A 21,112-nucleotide genomic window follows, 5' to 3' on the forward strand; every position below is an offset into this window, starting at 1 on the left:
TCTTAAGAAAGCTCGTAAAGCTTCACAATTTAGTAAACGTTAATTCGAAAGAATTACAATATTTACAAAGAACACCTTTCGAGGTGTTCTTTTTATGTTTTCATACTAAATTGTGGCAGTTGACGTAGTTGTTGTGGCTTTAGCCACTTACAAATACGGCTGCAATTCGACGAAGTCAATTGCCTCTAAACGTTAATTCGTTGCTGGAAAGCAGAATACAAACGAAAACACTTTGCATCTTGCAAGGTGTTTTTTGTATGAGAACTAGCGGTGCGCAATTAGGATAGCTCTAGCGACTTTAGTCGCGTAGAGATATGCTATGCACAGTTGCCCCAAGAAAACAAGCGAAGCGATATTTGAATGGATAGCAACCACTGCACGCAAAATGTTAATTCGAAAGAATTACTATACTTACAAAGAGCACCCTTCGGGGTGTTTTTTCTATACCTAAGATAAATGGAAAATAAAAACCCACCCTATCTTCCACGGTCAAACATGACTGTAGAAAATAGAGTGGGTCTAGGATGTTAAAGACTATTTGTCTTCTTTATGAAAGATATTTTTAACGCCCTTGATAGCTCCTTCAACAGCTTCTTTTGCATCTTCAGCAACTTCTTTTGCTTTTGAAGCAACTTTTTCAGCAGTGCCTTCAGCTTCTGTTTTTTTATCGCCGGTTAATTTACCGAAGCCTTCTTTAACAGAGCCTTTTACTTGGTTCAATTTTTCTTCTAATGACATAGCGTCACCTCCATGAAGTTAGTCGTTTATTTCTCTGAATGCAATACTGTTGATTTAAAAAAATAAAAAATATTTGTCTCAGATTAGAATGAGTATATTCTTTTTAAAATGGAAAGTCAAATTTTTGCTACGGCTAAAAAATAGGATCGCTTTCCGGTCACGAATAATGACCGACTAATAAGTCACGATATTTCGTTTTTACAGCAAAGATTTGAAATGAAAGAAGCAAAAAACTTTTTCTGTCTCCAATGAAATAAATGGTATAATAATCGTGAATGGAAACATCGTAACGCTGTTTTTTGAAAAAGAGAAGATAAATATGAAAAGAATCCTCACAACCTACCCTATTATCAGCACTTTAGCTCTAATCTGTTTGTTGCTTGGTCTATTGACTTCCTTTAATGGGGATGCTATGTATGACCTATTGGCCTTTCATTCGAAGCCGGTCTATGGTTGGCAATATGTCAGTGGGACCCTGATGCACGGTAGTAAAGGCGCACCTATCTGGTTTTTATGGGTCCATTTGTTGTTAAATGGACTCATGATCCTTCCTTTCGGAGGACTGCTAGAAAGAAAAAGAGGCTCCAGACAAGTCTTGATTGTTTTTGTGACGGCGACAGTCCTTTCTTCCATCGTTTTTCACCTCTTAACCCAGGGGCAAGACATTCAGGCAACAGGGATCTCTGCTGTAGGATACGCCTTTGTAACCGGAGGGATTATGCTCCTGCCAAACGTGTGGAAAGAATTTTCACGCACCGTAAAACTGTTTTATCTATTCTTAATTTTTCTATCTGGCCTCATGCTCTTACCAGCAATCACCGGATGGATCTCAACACTATTGCATCTTTCAGGGATTGTGAGTTATCTATTGGTCTTTATCGGAAGTAAAGTCTTGAAGGGGAGAAGCTAACTATTAAGACAGCTCCTCAGTAAGGTTTTCATCGTGCTTCCTTGACTCTTCTATCACCGCGCCGTATAATATTCTATATCAATGAAGAAATCACCTTTTGTCATTGTGCAAAGGGTGATTTTATAACGAAAAAAAGGAGACACAATGGGATACATTTCTACAATTAAAACAGCTGTTCAGCTCTTCCCTTTTTTGGCTTTTTTGCTGACCTTGCCCTACATGATTTTGAATTATCGAAAATATGGTTCGGTCAATAAATTGCGGGTGCTGATTTTCTATTCTTTTATGCTTTACTTGATGACGGTCTATCTCTTGGTGATCTTGCCTCTGCCGGATCCAAGTAAGATTCATACTAGCTACTCGGAAATGGTCAATCTCCATCCCTTTGCTTTTGTGGTGGATTTTTTCAAGGAGAGCCCCTTTGATTTAGCGCAGACTGGTACTTGGATTCAAGCTCTTAAGCATCCAACTTTTTATGTGCCTGCCTTTAATGTCCTGATGTTGATTCCTTTTGGGATGTATCTGCGCTATTATTTCAAGTGTGGTTTTAAGAAAACGATCCTTCTGGCAGCTCTCTTTAGTCTCTTTTTGGAACTGACCCAGTTATCAGGTCTCTACTTTATGTATCCGGGTCCTTACCGCCTGGCAGATGTTGATGATATTATTCAAAATACTACCGGTGGTGGAGTGGGTTATCTGCTCGGTTGGTTCCTGGTTTGGTTATTGCCAACACGAGACGAAATTGACGAGCATTCTTTCCGAGTAGGAACGAAAGTATCTGGTTTTCGGATGGGTCTTGCCTTCTTGATCGACTTTGTAATGCTATCCTTGCTTTACGCGGTAATCGAGCGTTTAGAGACGATTCCTTATGTAGCGATTTTGGCTGTTTATTTTGGTTTGATTCCTTTGTGGCGGGGCAAAACCTTGGGAATGGCTTTATTGAAATTCCGCTTGCATTTTGACAAGCAAAAATGGCTTCGCACCATCTGGCGGGGAATCCTGGTAGTAGGTTATTTCTATCTGATTCCTCAAGGGTTGTTCTATTTGATTTCGCTCTTGAATAGCGATTTGACGGACAATTCCCTCTTAACCCTGTCTATGATTTTATTGCTCTTCTTTATGCTTTTATTGTACCTGATTCTCACTCTTGCCATCGTCTTGCTCAATCGTCGCTTTCCCTTTGACCGTCTAGCTGGGGCTGAGTATGAGAGCACGGTGCGCGTGAAGAAAGAGCTCTTAAAGGATGAAACTGAATCTTCAAAATAGAGAGAGTGGGACAGAAATCGGTAATTCGTTAGAATTCGATTTCGTCGTCTCACCTCCGCATAGTTGAGTAGGGCTGTAAAAGCTGATGAAATCAGCGTAGTAGAGCCCACTCAACTACTGCGTCTTGCTCGACAATCCAAAAACAATAAAGAGGCTAGGACTTTTGTCCCAGCCTCTTTATTGTTTTATACACATAAAAATATCCGAACGTTCCCAGTTGAGAAGGGCCATTTTAAGGGGAATGTGCTACAATGGAAGCAAATAGATAGAATGGAGCAGTGAAATGAAAGCAATTATTACAGTCGTTGGTAAAGACCAAAAAGGAATCGTAGCGGGTGTTGCAACGAAAGTGGCAGAATTAGGACTCAATATCGATGATATCTCTCAAACTGTATTGGATGAGTACTTTACCATGATGGCAGTCGTATCATCGGATGAGAAAAAAGATTTCACACAGCTTCGTTCAGAGTTGGAAGAATTCGGTCAGTCTCTGCATGTGAAAATCAATATCCAAAGCGCAGCGATTTTTGATGCCATGCACAATTTGTAAGATAGGGGTTGAGAATTTATGGACATTAAACAGGTAACAGAAACCATTGCCATGATTGAGGAGCAGAACTTCGATGTTCGGACTATCACCATGGGGATTTCGCTTCTAGATTGTATTGATCCGGATATCGAAAAGGCAGCGGAAAAAGTCTACCATAAGATTGTGACAAAGGCCAAAGACCTAGTGGCTGTTGGGGATGAGATCGCGGCGGAACTCGGCATTCCTATTGTCAACAAGCGGGTTTCAGTCACTCCGATTTCTATTATCGGTGCAGCAACCAATGCGACAGATTATGTCCCCTTTGCCAAAGCGCTGGATCGTGCGGCCAAAGAAGTTGGGGTCAACTTTATCGGTGGCTTCTCGGCCCTTGTTCAAAAAGGCTACCAAAAGGGGGATGAAATCCTTATCAATTCCATTCCTCGCGCCCTTGCAGAGACGGATTTTGTCTGCTCTTCTGTTAATATTGGTTCCACTAAGACAGGGATCAATATGACAGCTGTCCGAGATATGGGTCGTATCATTAAAGAAGCATCCCAAGCAGATCCGATGGGGCCTGGTAAGCTGGTAGTTTTTGCCAATGCAGTAGAAGATAATCCCTTTATGGCGGGTGCCTTCCACGGTGTCGGTGAAGCGGATGTTGTCATTAACGTTGGGGTTTCAGGACCGGGTGTCGTCCAACGGGCCATCGAAAAAGTTCCAGGCGCTAGCTTTGATGTATTGGCTGAAACAGTCAAGAAGACAGCTTTCAAGATTACCCGTGTTGGGCAATTAGTGGGTCAAATGGCTAGTGAACGTCTCGGTGTTGAGTTTGGAATTGTCGACTTGTCTCTCGCGCCAACGCCAGCTGTTGGGGATTCGGTTGCCCGTGTCCTCGAAGCGATGGGGCTTGAAGTGGTCGGAACTCATGGGACAACAGCAGCCCTAGCTCTGCTCAATGACCAAGTGAAAAAAGGCGGCATCATGGCTTGTAACCAAGTTGGTGGTTTGTCAGGTGCCTTCATTCCGGTCTCAGAAGACGAAGGGATGATTGCAGCGGTCCAATCAGGCCATATCAATCTGGAAAAATTGGAAGCCATGACAGCTATCTGTTCCGTCGGTCTGGATATGATTGCCATCCCAGCTGATACTCCAGATACAACCATTGCGGCCATGATCGCCGATGAAGCAGCTATCGGGGTAATCAACCAAAAGACAACAGCGGTTCGGATCATTCCTTATGGGGAAGAGGGCGATATGTTAGAGCTCGGAGGGCTTCTTGGGTCTGCTCCGGTAATGAAGGTCAACAAGGCTTCGTCAGCTGATTTCATTGCCCGTGGTGGCCAAATTCCAGCTCCGGTTCATAGCTTTAAAAACTAAGAGAAATCTAGTATAATAGTAGAAAATAGAAAAGTCTGTGATGATGAAACTCCAGACTTTTTTCTTGCAAAAGGAGACAAGATGGCTAAAACAAGATTATTTGTGATTCGTCATGGGAGAACCATGTTTAATACCATTGGCCGTGCTCAAGGCTGGTCCGATACACCCTTGACAGCAGAAGGAGAACGAGGGATTCAAGCTCTAGGAATCGGCTTGCGTGAGTCCGGTTTGGAGTTTACTCGAGCTTATTCCAGTGATTCAGGCCGTGCCATTCAGACAATGGGGATCATTCTTGATGAATTGGGCTTGAAAGACCAGATTCCTTATCGCTTTGACAAACGGATCCGCGAGTGGTGTTTTGGTAGCTTTGATGGGGCCTACGGTGGGGAGCTCTTTCACGGTGTCGTGCCGCGCGTGCTAGATGTAGAAGACTATAAGACCTTGACCTTGGAAGACTTGGCCAATGGCATCTGCCAAGTGGACACAGCAGATTGGGCTGAACCTTGGGAAGTTTTGAAAGGCCGAATCCTAGAAGGTTTTGAAGCTATTGCCAAAGAAGTGGAAGAAAATGGTGGAGGCAATGCCTTGGTGGTCAGCCATAGTTGGACCATTCAGACCTTGGTCTGCTTGATCGAAGGAAAACCAAATCTTAATCTGCCTCTTTCAAACGGTAGTGTTACCCTTGTAGAATATGAAGATGGAAAATTGACGGTTAAGGGGGTTGGAGATAGCAGTTACCGTGAGGTCGGTGAAAGCTTGCAAGAATCCTAGTCCGTAATGAAAGGCTGACCCTTTGGTCATGGCCTTTTCTTTTTCTCAAAACTTGTAAGAGCTTTCCTACTTTCTTTTTGCAAAAAATGATATAATGAAAGAGATACATACGGAGGTAATACAATGACAAAAACCAGATTATATATTGCTCGTCATGGAAAAACCATGTTTAATACCATTGGGCGAGCACAGGGCTGGTCAGACACTCCGCTGACAGAAGCAGGAGAGCGTGGGATTCGAGAATTAGGACTTGGTCTCAAGGAAGCTGGGCTTTCTTTTGAAGAGGCTGTTTCGAGTGATTCTGGACGCACCATTCAAACCATGGGAATTATTCTTCAAGAACTCGGTCTGACAGGGGAAATCCCTTATCGTTATGACAAACGGATCCGCGAGTGGTGTTTTGGCAGTTTTGACGGTGCTTATGATGGCGATCTCTTCATGGGGGTTTTACCCCGTGTCTTTAAGGTCGATGATTTCCATCAGTTGAGCCTGATGGAGTTAGCAGAAGGGATTGTCGAAGTGGATACCACTGGATGGGCTGAATCCTGGAGTGCCTTGAGTGGCCGGATTAAAGAAGGATTTGAAGCTATTGCAAAAGAGGTAGAAGCAGCTGGCGGTGGCAATGCTATTGTGGTCAGCCATGGTATGACCATTACGACCTTGATTTATCTCATTGATCCAAAAGCGGTCGAAGAATTAGTCTTGGACAACGGAAGTGTAACGGTTTTGGCCTATGAGGATGGCGCCTTTCATATTGAAAAGATTGGGGATCTATCTTATCGTAAGGTTGGAGCAAAACTTCTAGAGGGTGGCCATGACGAATAAGTATAGACGCGCACGAAAAAAACGTAAGAAGTGGTGGCCTTACCTATTGAGTTTCTTTCTTCTTGTGGTCCTTGGATCAGGAATTGGTGTTTACTTAGCGAAGCCAAGCTTGTTTTCAGGGCTTCAGTTTTGGAAGGCCAAAAAAACAGCTGTAACGACTCCCTCTTCTTCTAAGAAAAAGAAAGAAAAATCAGATTTACCAGCCGTTTCGACCAAAGACTGGCAGTTGATCTTGGTCAATCGTGACAATGTGAAGCCTGAACTGAATCCTCAATTGACAGATGTGGATGCTATCAAAGTAGATAGTCGGATTGTAGAGCCAACTCGTCAATTTCTAGAGGCAGCTCGAAAAATTGCCCCAGAAGAAACCTTGATATCGGGTTATCGAAGCGTGGCGGAACAAACAGAGCTCTATAATGAGCGTGTTGCGCAATTAGAGGCCAGTGGTCTTTCACACGAAGAAGCTGAAAAGCAGGTGCAGACCCAGGTACAGGTCCCTGGTGCGAGTGAACACCAGACGGGGCTTGCGATCGATATGAGTGTCGAAGCTGGTCAAAGTGATGAGTTGGGCTTGCAGCTGGCTGCCATCGCACCGCAATATGGCTTTGTGCTTCGCTACCCAGATGGGAAGAGCAACATCACGGGTGTGAATTTTGAGAATTGGCATTTCCGTTATGTTGGCGTAGAAAACGCTCAGTATATGGCCAACCATCAGCTAGTATTAGAAGAATATATTCAACTCTTGAAAAAAGCTGGCAAATAAGAGGAGAGTCACTTCTCTAGGTCTTAAGAATGATTTTTAGCACTCTTGAAAAAAGAGTGCTAATTTTTTGGTTTTTTCTCTTGACTTTCTTTTGGATGGGTGTATAATAGAATCATGGTTTAGCACTTGAGTGTTTAGAGTGCTAAAAAATGAAAGAGAGGTGAGGTCATGGTTACAGAACGTCAAAATGAGATTCTCAATCTTGTTGTCGATATCTTTACCAAGACCCACGAACCAGTCGGTTCAAAAGCGCTACAAGATGTGATTCAATCCAGTAGTGCGACCATTCGAAACGACATGGCTGCCCTCGAAAAACAAGGCTTACTAGAAAAGGCCCACACTTCGAGTGGACGGATGCCTAGCCGAGCTGGTTTCCAATATTTTGTTCAGAACTCGCTTGATCTAGAGCTGATTGATGAGCAAGATGTCTACCAGGTGGTGAAAGCCTTTGATTTCGAAGCCTTTAAATTAGACGATATCTTGGATGCTACAGCTAAGTTACTAGCCCAGATGACGGGTTACACCGCAGTGATTCAGGATGTTGAACCGACACGTCAGCGCTTGACTGGTTTTGAGATTGTTCCATTGTCCAACCACGATGCCTTAGCGGTTCTGACCTTGGATGAATCAAAGCCCGTCACCGTCCAGTTTGCCATTCCAAAGAATTTCTTAACCAGTGATTTGGAAATCTTCCACCAGCTGGTTCAAGAGCGGTTCATTGGAAATACAGTCTTGGATATCCACTACCGCTTGCGGACAGAGATTCCACAGATTGTACAGCGCTATTTCAAGACGACAGACAATGTGCTGGATCTCTTTGATTACGTCTTCTCGCAACTGTTTCAAGAACTGGTCTTTGTAGAAGGAAAGGTTTCATCCTTAACCTACGCCGATCTTCAGACCTATCAGTTCTTAGATAATCCCCAACATGTAGCCTTGGAGTTACGAGGGGGAATGCCAGAAGACCAAATGACCCAGATCCTGGTTGCGGAGTCCCAAGAGAAGGCCTTGAAGAATATGACAGTGATTAGCCACAAGTTCCTAGTTCCTTATCGTGGGATGGCCCTCATGCATGTGATCGGTCCCGTAGAGATGGACTACAGGCGTGTGATTAGCCTGGTCAATGTTATCGGCCGGGTACTGGTTATGAAGTTGACGGATTACTACCGTTACCTCAACAGCAACCATTATGAAGTAAATTAAGATCAAATGAAAGGGGTGTATGCCTTGACAGAAGATATCAAAAAAGAAGACGTGAAAGAAGAGGAAGTTGCCCAAACAACTGAAGAAGTTGTAGAGGAAAGCAACCAACCTTCTGAGTTAGAAGAAGCACAAGCGCGTGCCGAAGAATTTGAAAATAAATACCTTCGTGCTCATGCAGAAATGCAAAACATTCAGCGCCGTGCCAATGAAGAGCGTCAACAATTACAAAAGTACCGTAGCCAAGATTTGGCAAAAGCGATCTTACCATCACTGGACAACCTCGAACGTGCCCTTGCCGTAGAAGGATTGACAGATGATGTGAAGAAGGGCTTGGAAATGGTTCAAGAAAGTTTGGTACATGCTCTGAAAGAAGAAGGAATCGAAGAAATTCCAGCGGACGGAGCCTTTGACCATAACTACCACATGGCCATCCAAACCTTGCCTGCAGATGATGAACATCCAGCAGACACCATCGCACAAGTCTTCCAAAAAGGCTACAAACTCCATGACCGCATCCTGCGTCCAGCCATGGTAGTGGTTTATAACTAGGCTACCTTGTCCGAAACGACACTAAACTATGAAAGAAAGATAAGACGCAAGCCGGAGGCTTGCAAGGAAGATATTTCCCGCCGTGGTGAAAGTTTCAGTAGCTTGTGCTACTGAAACAGGGGATTTTTGAGACAGTAGGCTCAAAAATAAGTGATGAAATCCCGAAGGGAGTTGCTCACGTCCCCACCACTTAAGGGAAATATCAAAAAGAAAAAAAGATAAAAAACAACGAGGAGAAAAACATATGTCTAAAATTATCGGTATTGACTTAGGTACAACAAACTCAGCAGTAGCAGTTCTTGAAGGAACTGAAAGCAAAATCATCGCGAACCCAGAAGGAAACCGTACAACTCCATCTGTAGTGTCATTCAAAAACGGTGAAATCATCGTTGGTGACGCTGCAAAACGTCAAGCAGTCACAAACCCAGATACAGTGATCTCTATCAAATCTAAGATGGGTACTTCTGAAAAAGTTTCTGCAAACGGTAAAGAATACACACCACAAGAAATCTCAGCTATGATTCTTCAATACTTGAAAGGTTACGCTGAAGAATACCTTGGTGAAAAAGTAACCAAGGCTGTTATCACAGTTCCAGCTTACTTTAACGATGCTCAACGTCAAGCAACTAAAGACGCTGGTAAAATCGCTGGTCTTGAAGTAGAACGTATCGTCAACGAACCAACTGCAGCAGCTCTTGCTTACGGTTTAGACAAGACTGACAAAGAAGAAAAAATCTTGGTATTCGACCTTGGTGGTGGTACATTCGACGTATCTATCCTTGAACTCGGTGATGGTGTCTTTGATGTATTGGCAACTGCAGGGGATAACAAACTCGGTGGTGACGACTTTGACCAAAAAATCATCGACCACTTGGTAGCAGAATTCAAGAAAGAAAATGGCATCGACTTGTCAGCTGACAAGATGGCTCTTCAACGTTTGAAAGACGCAGCTGAAAAAGCGAAGAAAGATCTTTCTGGTGTCACTTCAACTCAAATCAGCTTGCCATTTATCACTGCTGGTGAGGCTGGACCTCTTCACTTGGAAATGACCTTGACTCGTGCTAAATTCGACGATTTGACTCGTGACCTTGTAGAACGTACAAAAGTTCCAGTTCGCCAAGCCCTTTCAGATGCAGGTTTGAGCTTGTCAGAAATCGACGAAGTCATCCTTGTCGGTGGTTCAACTCGTATCCCTGCCGTTGTTGAAGCTGTTAAGGCTGAAACTGGTAAAGAACCAAACAAATCAGTGAACCCTGATGAAGTAGTTGCTATGGGAGCTGCGATCCAAGGTGGTGTTATCACTGGTGATGTCAAAGACGTCGTCCTTCTTGACGTAACACCATTGTCACTTGGTATCGAAACAATGGGTGGTGTCTTCACAAAACTCATCGACCGCAACACTACAATTCCAACTTCTAAATCACAAGTCTTCTCAACTGCAGCAGACAACCAACCAGCCGTTGATATCCACGTTCTTCAAGGGGAACGCCCAATGGCAGCAGATAACAAGACTCTTGGACGTTTCCAATTGACTGATATCCCAGCAGCACCTCGTGGTATCCCACAAATCGAAGTAACTTTCGACATCGATAAGAACGGTATCGTATCTGTTAAAGCGAAAGATCTTGGAACTCAAAAAGAACAAACAATTGTTATCCAATCAAACTCAGGTTTGACAGACGAAGAAATCGACCGCATGATGAAAGATGCAGAAGCAAACGCTGAAGCAGATAAGAAACGTAAAGAAGAAGTAGACCTTCGTAACGAAGTAGACCAAGCTATCTTTGCGACTGAAAAGACAATCAAAGAAACTGAAGGCAAAGGATTCGATGCAGAACGTGATGCTGCACAAGCTGCCCTTGATGATCTTAAGAAAGCTCAAGAAGACAACAACTTGGACGAAATGAAAGCAAAACTTGAAGCATTGAACGAAAAAGCTCAAGGACTTGCGGTTAAACTCTACGAACAAGCCGCAGCAGCGCAACAAGCTCAAGCAGGAGCAGAAGGTGCACAAGCAACAGGAAAGGCAGGCGATGACGTCGTAGACGGAGAGTTTACAGAAAAATAAAATAGTCCAGTGGACTATTTTATCCCGAGCTTGAAAATCGGGGAGCGAGGCGTTAAGAATGACTAATCACTAAAGTGATTGTATCGCTATGGCGCCTTTCCTAAACGCCTAACTAGTAAATGATAAAAAGAAATCCAGAGGTTGCAACCCAGCCTCTGTTTTTCGGTAAAATAGAGGATGTTGCCTATGAAAAAAGTACTTTGTATCATTTATCCTAATTTTTCTCTTTATGAGATAACCGCTTTAACAAGTACTTTAGCTCTGTCTTTTGATAGTACGATTGATTATGCCGCTTCAGATCATTCGATGGTGGTCTCTGAGGATGGCTTGCCCTGTCAACCGACCAAAACACTAGATCAAATCTGTATAGAAGAGTATTCTTGTGTGATTTTGCCAGGAATGGTCAATATAGGGCCTGCCCTACAAGATGAGAAATTGATTTCGTTCTTGAGGGACCTTGGTGAGCAAGATATCCTCATTGCAGCCATTTCTTCAGCACCTCTTTTATTAGCGAAAGCAGGTCTGTTGAAGGACACGAAATTTACAGGTGGAATTTGGCAAAACTTCTTTGACTATTTTGAATTTCTTCCACGTGAGAATTTCCAACCGAAAGTGCTTGTGCAAGATAAACAGATCATTACGGCTATCGGTTTTGCCCATCAAGAGTTTGCAAGAAGAGTGATTCTAAGTTTAGGCTTGGAAGAGAATACGGACAACTATTTTAAAGAACAAAACGACTACTCAGAAGAGGATTTGATATTTACTCTATCGGACAAAGAGTTTGATCAAGTAAAGCGAAGCATAGAAAATGCCCTCTAAAGATTACATGAAAATTATAGAAAGGAACAAAGAGTGTTCGTAACTGAACACGGGCTACGGACGGTGCCAAAAAGATAGTTTTTTCTAGGACGCAAGCGTCCGTCGTCAAAACTCCTATTTTGGCTGTGTCCGTTTAACGCCCTTTGTATCTTGAATTATGAACAATACTGAATTTTATGACCGTTTGGGCGTTTCAAAGAATGCATCTCAAGATGAGATCAAGAAAGCCTATCGGAAATTATCTAAAAAATATCACCCAGATATCAACAAGGAGCCTGGTGCTGAGGAAAAGTACAAGGAAGTTCAAGAAGCTTACGAGACTTTGAGTGACGAGCAAAAACGGGCTGCTTATGACCAATATGGTGCTGCGGGTGCCAATGGTGGCTTCGGTGGCGGAGCAGGTGGTTTTGGTGGCTTTGATGGTGCTGGTTTTGGTGGCTTTGAAGATATCTTCTCTAGCTTCTTTGGTGGTGGTGCAAGTCGTAATCCAAATGCACCTCGTCAAGGGGATGACCTCCAATACCGCGTCAATCTCAAGTTTGAAGAAGCGATTTTTGGTGCGGAAAAAGAAGTCAAGTACCATCGGGAAGCAAGCTGTCATACCTGTCATGGTTCTGGGGCTAAGCCAGGGACTAGTCCGGTGACCTGTGGACGCTGTCATGGTTCTGGAGTCATCAATGTGGATACTCAGACCCCTCTTGGGATGATGCGCCGTCAAGTGACCTGTGATGTCTGTCATGGTCGTGGTCAAGAAATCAAAGATCCATGTACGACTTGTCGTGGAACAGGTCATGAAAAACAAGCTCATAGCGTGAATGTCAAGATTCCTGCAGGAGTTGAAACGGGTCAACAAATCCGCTTAGCTGGTCAAGGGGAAGCCGGCTTTAACGGTGGACCTTATGGTGACTTGTATGTTGTTGTCAATGTTGAGCCGAGCGATCGCTTCGAACGAGATGGCTCAACCATCTACTACAAGTTAGACTTGAACTTTGTCCAAGCAGCTCTTGGAGATACGGTCCATGTGCCAACCGTTCATGGAGATGTCGATTTGGTCATTCCTGAAGGAACCCAAACTGGTAAGAAATTCCGCCTTCGCGGAAAAGGTGCTCCAAGCTTACGTGGTGGTGCCATGGGAGATCAATATGTGTCTATCAATGTTGTCACCCCAACTGGTTTAAATGACAAGCAAAAAGAAGCCCTTCAAGCCTTTGCGGAAGCAAGTGATTTGAAGGTCAACCCAAAGAAAAAAGGCTTCTTTGATAAGGTCAAAGATGCTTTAGATGACTTATAAGAATAAACGAGTTTCCTTTTGAGTAAGGGGCTCGTTTTATTTTGGATCGAATCCAAGAACTTCCTCTCCTAATTAAAGAATAATGAGAACCCTCATTGAATTTATTAAGATATCGTGGTAAATTTAAGAAAACGATTACAAAGACAATTTAGGAGGTCCTGATGAAATCACATCAACCACGTTATGCTATTCGTAAGTACGCGGTAGGAGCGGCTTCAGTGCTCATAGGATTTTTTGCTAGCGCTCAGGTTGTAGCTGCTGATACACCAACGACTACTGACAGTCCTGCAACGACAGTACCAACTCAGCCAAGCGAGGGTGAGTCGACTAGTTCCCTAAACGAGGAAGCTTCTCAGCCAGTAGTAGAAAAAACAACGGCTCCTGCCCCAATCGTCGATCAAAGTCAACCGACACTGCCTGATCGTGAACTGCGGGTATCAGATCTTGACCGTTTGATTCGCGAAGAAGCGAGCTCGGTCGCAGAGTCGGATGTGGCAGCTCAACCAACGACAGCAGCGACGGAAACACCTGCCAAAGATCCTGATCAGGAAGAAAAATTAGCCAAGAAAAAGATTGTTTCGATCGATGCTGGTCGCAAGTACTTCTCACCAGACCAGATCAAGGAAATCATTGATGAAGCTAGTAAGACTGGCTATACAGACTTGCATCTCCTAGTTGGAAATGACGGCTTGCGCTTTGTTTTGAATGACATGTCCTTGAAAGTGGGGGAGACTTCTTATTCTAGCCAAGCCGTGACAGATGCGGTTGAAAAAGGGACGAAGGCTTATTACGATGATCCGAACGGAACAGCCTTGACCCAGGCTCAAATGGATGATATTTTGGCCTACGCCAAATCGAAGAAAGTAGGCGTCATCCCAACCATAAATAGTCCAGGTCACATGGATGCGATTCTGACAGCCATGGAACAATTGGGGATCGAAAACCCTCACTTTAATTATTTTGGTACAAAGAAATCAGCTCGGACCGTTGATTTGGACAACCAAAAAGCCTTAGACTTTACCAAGGCTTTGGTAGACAAGTATGCGGCTTATTTCAGCGGCAAGACCGAAATCTTTAACATCGGTTTGGATGAGTATGCCAATGATGCCACAGATGCCCATGGTTGGCAGGTTCTCCAAGCCAGCAAGCATTGGCCGGGTGAAGGGTACCCGGAAAAAGGCTATGAAAAATTCATCCAATATGCCAATGATCTAGCGGCTATTGTGAAAAAACATAAGATGAAACCAATGGCCTTTAATGACGGAATCTACTACAATGGTGATACTTCCTATGGCACTTTTGACAAGGATATCATTGTATCCTACTGGACAGGTGGTTGGAACGGCTATGATGTCGCTTCTTCAAAACTTTTGTCTGAACTAGGTCATCAGATTCTTAATACCAACGATGCTTGGTATTATGTGATTGGACGGAACAAGGCTGGATCTGGTTGGTACAATCTTGATCAAGGTCTCGAAGGAATTTCCAAGTCAGCAATTGATGTGGTTCAAAAAAATGACGGAGCGAAGGTGCCATTCATCGGTGGGATGGTAGCTGCCTGGGCAGATACACCATCCGCAACCTTCAAAAAAGACCTTCTATTTAAGCTGATGCATGCCTTCGCGGACAAGAATGCGGACTATTTTGTAGCAGATCCTGAAGTGGTCGAAAAGGCTCTTACGGAATCCCCAACTGATTTGGATCACTATACACCAGGATCGCTAGTAGCCTTTACGGCAGCTAAAAAAGCTTTGGAAAGGGTAGGGGCAGACACGACTCGAGCAGAGGCTAAAACCTTGATCGATCATCTCAAAGCAGCTCAAGATGCTTTGGTATACACAGAAAGCTATGCGAAAGAAGTTGCTGCAAAAGAAGCGGCAGAAAAACTTGCCATGAAGAAGGTCATCTCGATCGATGCAGGCCGCAAATACTTCTCACTGGATCAGTTGAAACGGATCGTCGATAAGGCCAGTGAGTTGGGTTATTCTGACTTGCACCTCCTGGTCGGAAACGATGGTATGCGCTTCGTACTCGATGATATGACGGTGGAAGCCAATGGCAAGACTTATGCTAGTGACGATGTGAAAAAGGCCATTTTAGAAGGTACCAAGGCCTATTACGATGATCCAAATGGTCAAGCCTTGACCCAAGCGGAAATGGATGAACTCCATGCTTATGCGACTGTGAAAGGAATCGGCTTGATTGCGGCAGTCAATAGTCCTGGACACATGGATGCTTTGTTGGTGGCCATGGAAAAATTGGGCATTGAAAATCCACAAGCCAGCTTTGATACGGTTTCAAAAACAACCATGGATTTGACCAATGAAGCAGCAGTCAACTTTACCAAAGCCTTGATTGGCAAGTACATGGACTACTTCAAAGACAAGTCTAAGATCTTTAACTATGGAACAGATGAATATGCCAATGACGCTACCAGTGCACAAGGTTGGTACTACCTCAAGTGGTATGACCTCTATGGTAAGTTTGCGGAGTATTCCAATAGTCTTGCAGCTATGGCGCGTGAAAAAGGCTTGCAGCCAATGGCCTTTAACGATGGCTTCTATTATGGAGATGAAGATGATGTTGCCTTTGACAAGGACGTCTTGATTTCCTACTGGTCTAAAGGATGGTGGGGCTATAACCTTGCATCTCCACAGTATTTGGCAGATAAGGGGTATAAATTCCTCAATACCAACGGAGACTGGTACTATGTTTTGGGAAGAACACCTGAAACGGGTGGTGGTTATATTGAAAAAGCGATTGCCAATGCAGCTGCTACTCCATTTAGACAACTCCCAAGTACAACATATCCAGAGACATCTTTGCCGATGGTCGGTAGTATGGTAGCTGTTTGGTGTGATACCCCAAGTGAAGAATACATTGAAAAAAATGTCTTTGATCTCATGGAAGCTTTTGCCAACCACAACAAGGATTATTTCAAGGCAGACTTCACTGCTCTTAGAAAAGCAGTTGCTACGGTGCCAACAGATCTAGCCATATACACACCAGAATCTCGCGCAGCACTTGCGAAAGTCTTAGATAGCTTGAATTGGAATGTGAGCCGTGCTCATCAAGATCAGGTGGATCAAGAAGTGGCTGCTCTGACCCAAGCCCTTGCGGGGCTTAAGCCAATTACACAAGTGGGTAGCTTGGCTGAAAATGACGTCAAAGCCCTAGTGGAAGACAAACCAAGTCTTGAAATCGTAGAAAAAGAACTTGATTTTGACCTTGTGGAACGGACCAATCCAGATCTCGCTAAAGGAGAACGCAGAGTGATCCAGGCTGGAGTTAAAGGGCAAGGTCTTGAGTATGTAGAGGTTTCGGCACTTGATCAAAGTCGAAAAGTGATCGCTACAGAAGTTGCCACAGAGCCGGTTGCAGAAATTGTTGAAGTCGGTATCAAAGAAGTCGTGATCCCAACAAGCCCTTCCGTAGAAGCACCAGTGAAATCAGACTTGCTCGTAAACAAAGTGGTTCCAGATCCTTCAACACCTCAAGTGATCGCGAAGGCTCAACCTGTAGCACCAGTAAATACCCCAACGCCAATTCCAGCAGCTGTGGAAGAAGCGGTTCGTCCAGAAACAGTATCTTCTAACAAGCAACTTCCAGAAACAGGAGTGGAATCTGCTCTGGTACTCGCTTTACTAGGAGCGATCTTAGGAGCAGCAGGAATGGACTTGAAAAATAAAAAAAGAGACTGAGACCTAGTTGATTTGTAACAGGTCGAAGTTAGGAGAGTGGGACAGAAATCGGTAATTCGTTAGAATTCGATTTCGTCGTCCCACCTCCGCACAGTTGAGTAGGGCTGTAAAAGCTGATGAAATCAGCATAGTAGAGCCCACTCGACCACTGCGTCTTGCTCGACAATCCAAAAATAATTGAGAGGCTAGGACTTTTGTCCCAGCTTCTTTTTGTGTTTGTAAAACTGTACCCGGACAGTTTGTTTTTTTCACTCTTGTAACCCCTTCTATATCCTGCTAAAATAAAAACATGACACGATACAAAGCAACCATTTCATATGACGGGACCTTGTTTGCAGGGTTTCAACGCCAACCGCATGCCCGTAGTGTGCAAGAAGAAATCGAGAAGACCTTGACGCGCCTCAATCAAGGAACCCCTGTTACCGTTCATGGAGCGGGGCGAACGGATTCAGGTGTCCATGCTCTTGGGCAGGTGATTCATTTTGATCTCCCCCAAGCGCGGGACGAGGAGAAGCTCCGCTTTGCCCTCGATACCCAAACCCCAGAGGATATTGATTTCATCCGAGTAGAGCAAGTAGCAGATGACTTTCACTCACGCTACAAGAAGCACAGCAAGACCTATGAATTTATCGTGGATTATGGTCGTCCCAAGAACCCCATGATGCGCCACTATGCCACCCACTATCCTTATCCTTTGGATGTGGAAAAGATGCAAGCAGCCATCCAAAAGTTGGAGGGAACCCATGATTTCACTGGTTTTACAGCTTCGGGAACCAGTGTGGAAGATAAGGTTCGTACGATTACAGAGGCTCGCTTGGTCGAGGATGCAGAACATCATCGCCTTGTCTTTACCTTTTCGGGCAATGGCTTTCTCTACAAGCAAATCCGCAATATGGTGGGAACTTTGTTGAAGATTGGAAATGATCGGATGCCGATCGAGCAGATCGATCTAATTTTAGAAAAGAAGGACCGCAATCTAGCAGGTCCTACAGCAGCGCCAAATGGCTTATATTTAAAGGAGATCCGTTATGAGTAATGAATTGATTCTAGCTATTTCAGGAAATGATATTTTTAGTGGGGGAGGTCTTCATGCAGACCTTGCAACTTATACGACTAATAAACAGCATGGCTTTGTAGCGGTGACTTGTTTGACGGCTATGACGGAGCACGGTTTCGAAGTGATTCCGGTGGATCCGACGACCTTTGCTCAACAGCTCAACTCTCTCAAGGATGTTCCTTTCTCTGCTATTAAACTCGGCCTCTTGCCAAATGTTGAAGTGGCAGACTTGGCTTTGGACTATGTCAAAGCCCATGCGGAGATTCCTGTGGTACTAGATCCTGTCTTGGTCTGCAAGGAAAGTCATGATGTAGAAGTTTCAGCTCTTCGAGACGAATTGATTAAGTTCTTCCCTTATGTGACCATCATCACGCCAAACTTACCAGAAGCTGAGATCTTGACCCAAAGCAAGATTCAATCGCTCGACGATATGAAGGAGGCAGCGCGCAAGCTCCACGAATTAGGAGCAGCGACTGTCGTGGTCAAAGGAGGCAATCGTCTCAATAAAGAAAAGGCCATCGATGTCTTTTATGATGGGACAGACTTCACCGTCATTGAAGAGCCGGTCTTAGAAAAGAACAATACAGGAGCAGGTTGTACCTTTGCGTCTAGCATTTCCAGCCAGTTGGTAAAAGGGAAATCACCACTTGAAGCTGTTAAAGCCTCTAAAGACTTTGTTTTCCAAGCGATTCAACATTCAGACCAGTATGGAGTAGTACAGTATGACATCTAATCGAACTCAACTCATTGCTCGCCTTTCCATTTTGACAGCCTTGACAGTTGTACTTGGCTACTATACAAAACTTCCAACTCCCACAGGGATCGTCACCCTGCTAGATCTTGGAGTTTATTTCACAGCCTTCTATTTTGGACGCAAGGAAGGTGCGATTGTAGGTGGTGTCGGAGCCTTCTTATTGGATCTGATTTCAGGCTATCCTCAGTGGATGTTCTTTAGCCTCCTCTTTCACGGGGGACAAGGCTATTTCGCTGGCTTCAAGGGCAAAGCTCGTTACCTAGGCTTGCTTCTTGCGACAGTTGTGATGGTAGGCGGTTACGCACTAGCTTCTGCCCTCTTTTTAGGCAATGGCTGGGGAGCTGCTATCTCGGACATTCCAAATAACCTTGCTCAGAATTTTGTTGGAATGGCTTTAGGCTATGTGGTCTATTATGCATTTCAAAAGAAAGGAAGCTAATTCATGGATCTGGAGCAACTGAAGAAGGATACAAAAGAAATCTTGGTAGATGTCTTGGCAAAAAGCCGTCTCCGCCAAGGACAGATTCTAGTCCTCGGGATGTCTTCAAGCGAAGTTGCAGGAGGGCCAATTGGAAAAGCCTCCAACATCGATATTGCTGAAGCTATTGTCCAGACCTTACTAGATGAGTTGAATCCAAGAGGGATTTATCTGGCGGTACAAGGATGTGAGCATCTCAATCGCGCCTTGGTGGTCGAAAGAGAATTGGCAGATAAGAAGGAGCTAGAAATCGTCAATGTCCTTCCGAGTCTCCATGCAGGAGGTGCTGGACAACTCGCAGCTTTCAAGTATTTTAAGGATCCTGTGGAGGTGGAATTTATCACAGCCCAAGCCGGGTTAGACATCGGAGATACCTCAGTAGGGATGCATGTCAAACACGTGCAAGTTCCAATTCGCCCTATCTTGCGTGAACTAGGTGGAGCCCATGTCACAGCGCTCGCCAGTCGGCCAAAATTGATCGGTGGCGCCCGTGCTCTCTACCTCGATGATCCCATCCGAAAATCATAATCAGAACTAGCTTTTAAGGGCTAGTTTTTTTGGATGAAAAGAGAGGCAAAAACGTTTTAAAACTTGCAATTTCAAAGTTTTGTGGTAAAATTATAAGGAATGACTATATTATTTTAAGGAGAGACAGAATGTCTGTATCATTTGAAAACAAAGAAACTAACCACGGTGTATTGACTTTCACAATCAGCCAAGAGCAAATCAAACCTGCTTTGGACCGTGTGTTTGAGTCAGTTAAGAAAACTTTGAACGTACCTGGATTCCGTAAAGGTCATATTCCACGTCCAATCTTCAACCAACGTTTCGGTGAAGAAGCACTTTACCAAGATGCTTTGAACGATCTTCTTCCAGCAGCATACGAAGCAGCTGTTAAAGAAGCTGGAATCGAAGTTGTAGCACAACCAACTTTCGATGTTGTATCTATGGAAAAAGGTCAAGACTGGACATTGACAGCAGCTGTTGTCACAAAACCTGAAGTAAAATTGGGTGCTTACAAAGACCTTGAAGTATCAGTAGAAGTTTCTAAAGAAGTAACAGACGCTGATGTGGATGCTCGTATCGAACGCGAACGCAACAACTTGGCTGAATTGGTTGTTAAAGAAGGTGCTGCAGCAGAAGGTGACACAGTTGTGATCGACTTCGTAGGTTCTATCGACGGTGTTGAATTCGACGGTGGTAAAGGTGACAACTTCTCACTTGGACTTGGTTCAGGACAATTCATCCCAGGTTTCGAAGACCAATTGGTTGGACACTCTGCTGGTGAAACAGTTGATGTGATCGTAACCTTCCCAGAAGACTACCAAGCAGCTGACCTTGCAGGTAAAGAAGCGAAATTCGTGACAACTATCCACGAAGTAAAAGCAAAAGAAGTACCAGCTCTTGACGATGAATTGGCAAAAGACATCGACGAAGAAGTTGAAACTCTTGACGAATTGAAAGAAAAATACCGCAAAGAATTGGCAGCAGCTAAAGAAGAAGCATACAACGATGCAGTAGAAGCAGCAGCAATCGATCTTGCAGTTGAAAACGCTGAAATCGTTGACCTTCCAGAAGAAATGATCCACGAAGAAGTACACCGTTCAATCAACGAGTTCCTTGGAAACATGCAACGTCAAGGTATCTCACCTGAAATGTACTTCCAAATCACTGGAACAACTCAAGAAGATCTTCACAAACAATACGAAGCAGAAGCTGAAAGCCGTACGAAGACAAACCTTGTGGTTGAAGCAGTAGCGAAAGCAGAAGGCTTCGAAGCAACTGAAGAAGAAATCAACGCTGAAATCGAACAATTGGCAGCAGATTACAACATGCCAGTTGAACAAGTTCGCAACCTTCTTTCACCAGAAATGTTGAAACATGACATCACAGTGAAGAAAGCAGTGAACGTGATCACAAGCACAGCAAAAGTAAAATAATTGAGATAAAAAAGAAGAGCCGTGAGGCTCTTCTTTTTTTGATTTCATGGAGAATCCTGGAATTTTCCTTTGA

19 protein-coding genes are annotated in these 21,112 nt (G+C 44.1%); 18 read left to right on the top strand and 1 reads right to left on the bottom strand.

The window, feature by feature from the left end:
* Window positions 1-534: 534 nt before the first annotated feature.
* Window positions 535-738 (bottom strand): CsbD family protein, encoded by a 204-nt coding sequence (locus WKT08_RS09635; protein WP_003010136.1) that lies wholly within the window; start codon window positions 736-738, stop codon window positions 535-537.
* Window positions 739-1,057: 319 nt separating this feature from the next.
* Here WKT08_RS09635 and WKT08_RS09640 point away from each other — a divergent pair, with 319 nt between their 5' ends.
* The 18 genes from WKT08_RS09640 to tig all read left to right on the top strand — a co-directional run bounded on the left by WKT08_RS09640 (window position 1,058) and on the right by tig (window position 21,039).
* Window positions 1,058-1,648, top strand: coding sequence for a rhomboid family intramembrane serine protease (locus tag WKT08_RS09640; RefSeq protein ID WP_070590491.1), 591 nt, complete (start codon window positions 1,058-1,060; stop codon window positions 1,646-1,648).
* 144 nt (window positions 1,649-1,792) lie between these two features.
* Window positions 1,793-2,914: a VanZ family protein gene (locus WKT08_RS09645; protein WP_340281732.1), complete on the top strand. Its 1,122-nt coding sequence runs from the start codon at window positions 1,793-1,795 to the stop codon at window positions 2,912-2,914.
* A gap of 283 nt (window positions 2,915-3,197) precedes the next feature.
* A complete protein-coding gene (locus WKT08_RS09650) occupies window positions 3,198-3,464 on the top strand; it encodes an ACT domain-containing protein (protein WP_003004214.1) in 267 nt (88 codons plus the stop codon).
* Between the two features lie 18 nt (window positions 3,465-3,482).
* Complete coding sequence (locus WKT08_RS09655; RefSeq protein ID WP_340281735.1) at window positions 3,483-4,820, top strand: PFL family protein; 1,338 nt, start codon at window positions 3,483-3,485, stop codon at window positions 4,818-4,820.
* Window positions 4,821-4,901: 81 nt separating this feature from the next.
* On the top strand, window positions 4,902-5,591 hold the full coding sequence (locus WKT08_RS09660; RefSeq protein ID WP_003010145.1) for a histidine phosphatase family protein: 690 nt from the start codon (window positions 4,902-4,904) through the stop codon (window positions 5,589-5,591).
* A gap of 123 nt (window positions 5,592-5,714) precedes the next feature.
* Window positions 5,715-6,416, top strand: a complete 702-nt coding sequence (locus WKT08_RS09665) for a histidine phosphatase family protein (protein WP_340281737.1) — start codon at window positions 5,715-5,717, stop codon at window positions 6,414-6,416.
* On the top strand, window positions 6,406-7,179 hold the full coding sequence (locus tag WKT08_RS09670; RefSeq protein WP_173018611.1) for a M15 family metallopeptidase: 774 nt from the start codon (window positions 6,406-6,408) through the stop codon (window positions 7,177-7,179). Before WKT08_RS09665 ends, WKT08_RS09670 begins: the two co-directional genes overlap by 11 nt.
* 168 nt (window positions 7,180-7,347) lie before the next feature.
* Window positions 7,348-8,382 (top strand): heat-inducible transcriptional repressor HrcA, encoded by a 1,035-nt coding sequence (gene hrcA / locus WKT08_RS09675; protein WP_340281740.1) that lies wholly within the window; start codon window positions 7,348-7,350, stop codon window positions 8,380-8,382.
* A gap of 24 nt (window positions 8,383-8,406) precedes the next feature.
* Window positions 8,407-8,931, top strand: coding sequence for a nucleotide exchange factor GrpE (gene grpE / locus WKT08_RS09680; RefSeq protein ID WP_301355021.1), 525 nt, complete (start codon window positions 8,407-8,409; stop codon window positions 8,929-8,931).
* Window positions 8,932-9,175: 244 nt separating this feature from the next.
* Window positions 9,176-10,999: a molecular chaperone DnaK gene (gene dnaK / locus WKT08_RS09685; RefSeq protein WP_340281742.1), complete on the top strand. Its 1,824-nt coding sequence runs from the start codon at window positions 9,176-9,178 to the stop codon at window positions 10,997-10,999.
* Window positions 11,000-11,185: 186 nt separating this feature from the next.
* Complete coding sequence (locus WKT08_RS09690; RefSeq protein ID WP_303470137.1) at window positions 11,186-11,818, top strand: DJ-1/PfpI family protein; 633 nt, start codon at window positions 11,186-11,188, stop codon at window positions 11,816-11,818.
* Between the two features lie 157 nt (window positions 11,819-11,975).
* The gene (gene dnaJ / locus WKT08_RS09695) at window positions 11,976-13,109 is read left to right on the top strand and encodes a molecular chaperone DnaJ (RefSeq protein ID WP_129299773.1); all 1,134 of its coding nucleotides are present in this window, start codon (window positions 11,976-11,978) and stop codon (window positions 13,107-13,109) included.
* 161 nt (window positions 13,110-13,270) lie between these two features.
* Window positions 13,271-16,810: a family 20 glycosylhydrolase gene (locus WKT08_RS09700; protein WP_340281749.1), complete on the top strand. Its 3,540-nt coding sequence runs from the start codon at window positions 13,271-13,273 to the stop codon at window positions 16,808-16,810.
* A 289-nt stretch (window positions 16,811-17,099) separates the two neighbouring features.
* The gene (truA, locus tag WKT08_RS09705; RefSeq protein ID WP_021154450.1) at window positions 17,100-17,846 is read left to right on the top strand and encodes a tRNA pseudouridine(38-40) synthase TruA; all 747 of its coding nucleotides are present in this window, start codon (window positions 17,100-17,102) and stop codon (window positions 17,844-17,846) included.
* Entirely contained in the window at window positions 17,839-18,600 is a 762-nt protein-coding gene (locus WKT08_RS09710; protein ID WP_340281752.1) for a bifunctional hydroxymethylpyrimidine kinase/phosphomethylpyrimidine kinase, read from the top strand. Before truA ends, WKT08_RS09710 begins: the two co-directional genes overlap by 8 nt.
* Window positions 18,590-19,060, top strand: a complete 471-nt coding sequence (locus tag WKT08_RS09715; RefSeq protein WP_003010175.1) for an ECF transporter S component — start codon at window positions 18,590-18,592, stop codon at window positions 19,058-19,060. Before WKT08_RS09710 ends, WKT08_RS09715 begins: the two co-directional genes overlap by 11 nt.
* Window positions 19,061-19,063: 3 nt before the next feature.
* Window positions 19,064-19,627: a TIGR01440 family protein gene (locus WKT08_RS09720; protein ID WP_070449805.1), complete on the top strand. Its 564-nt coding sequence runs from the start codon at window positions 19,064-19,066 to the stop codon at window positions 19,625-19,627.
* Window positions 19,628-19,755: 128 nt separating this feature from the next.
* Window positions 19,756-21,039 carry a trigger factor gene (tig, locus tag WKT08_RS09725; protein ID WP_003004508.1) on the top strand — a complete coding sequence of 428 codons (1,284 nt, stop codon included), beginning with the start codon at window positions 19,756-19,758 and terminating at the stop codon, window positions 21,037-21,039.
* Window positions 21,040-21,112 lie beyond the last annotated feature (73 nt).

Source organism: Streptococcus sp. HCA-5024, assembly GCF_037890265.1.
In the GTDB taxonomy this organism is placed as follows: Bacteria; Bacillota; Bacilli; order Lactobacillales; family Streptococcaceae; genus Streptococcus; species Streptococcus lingualis.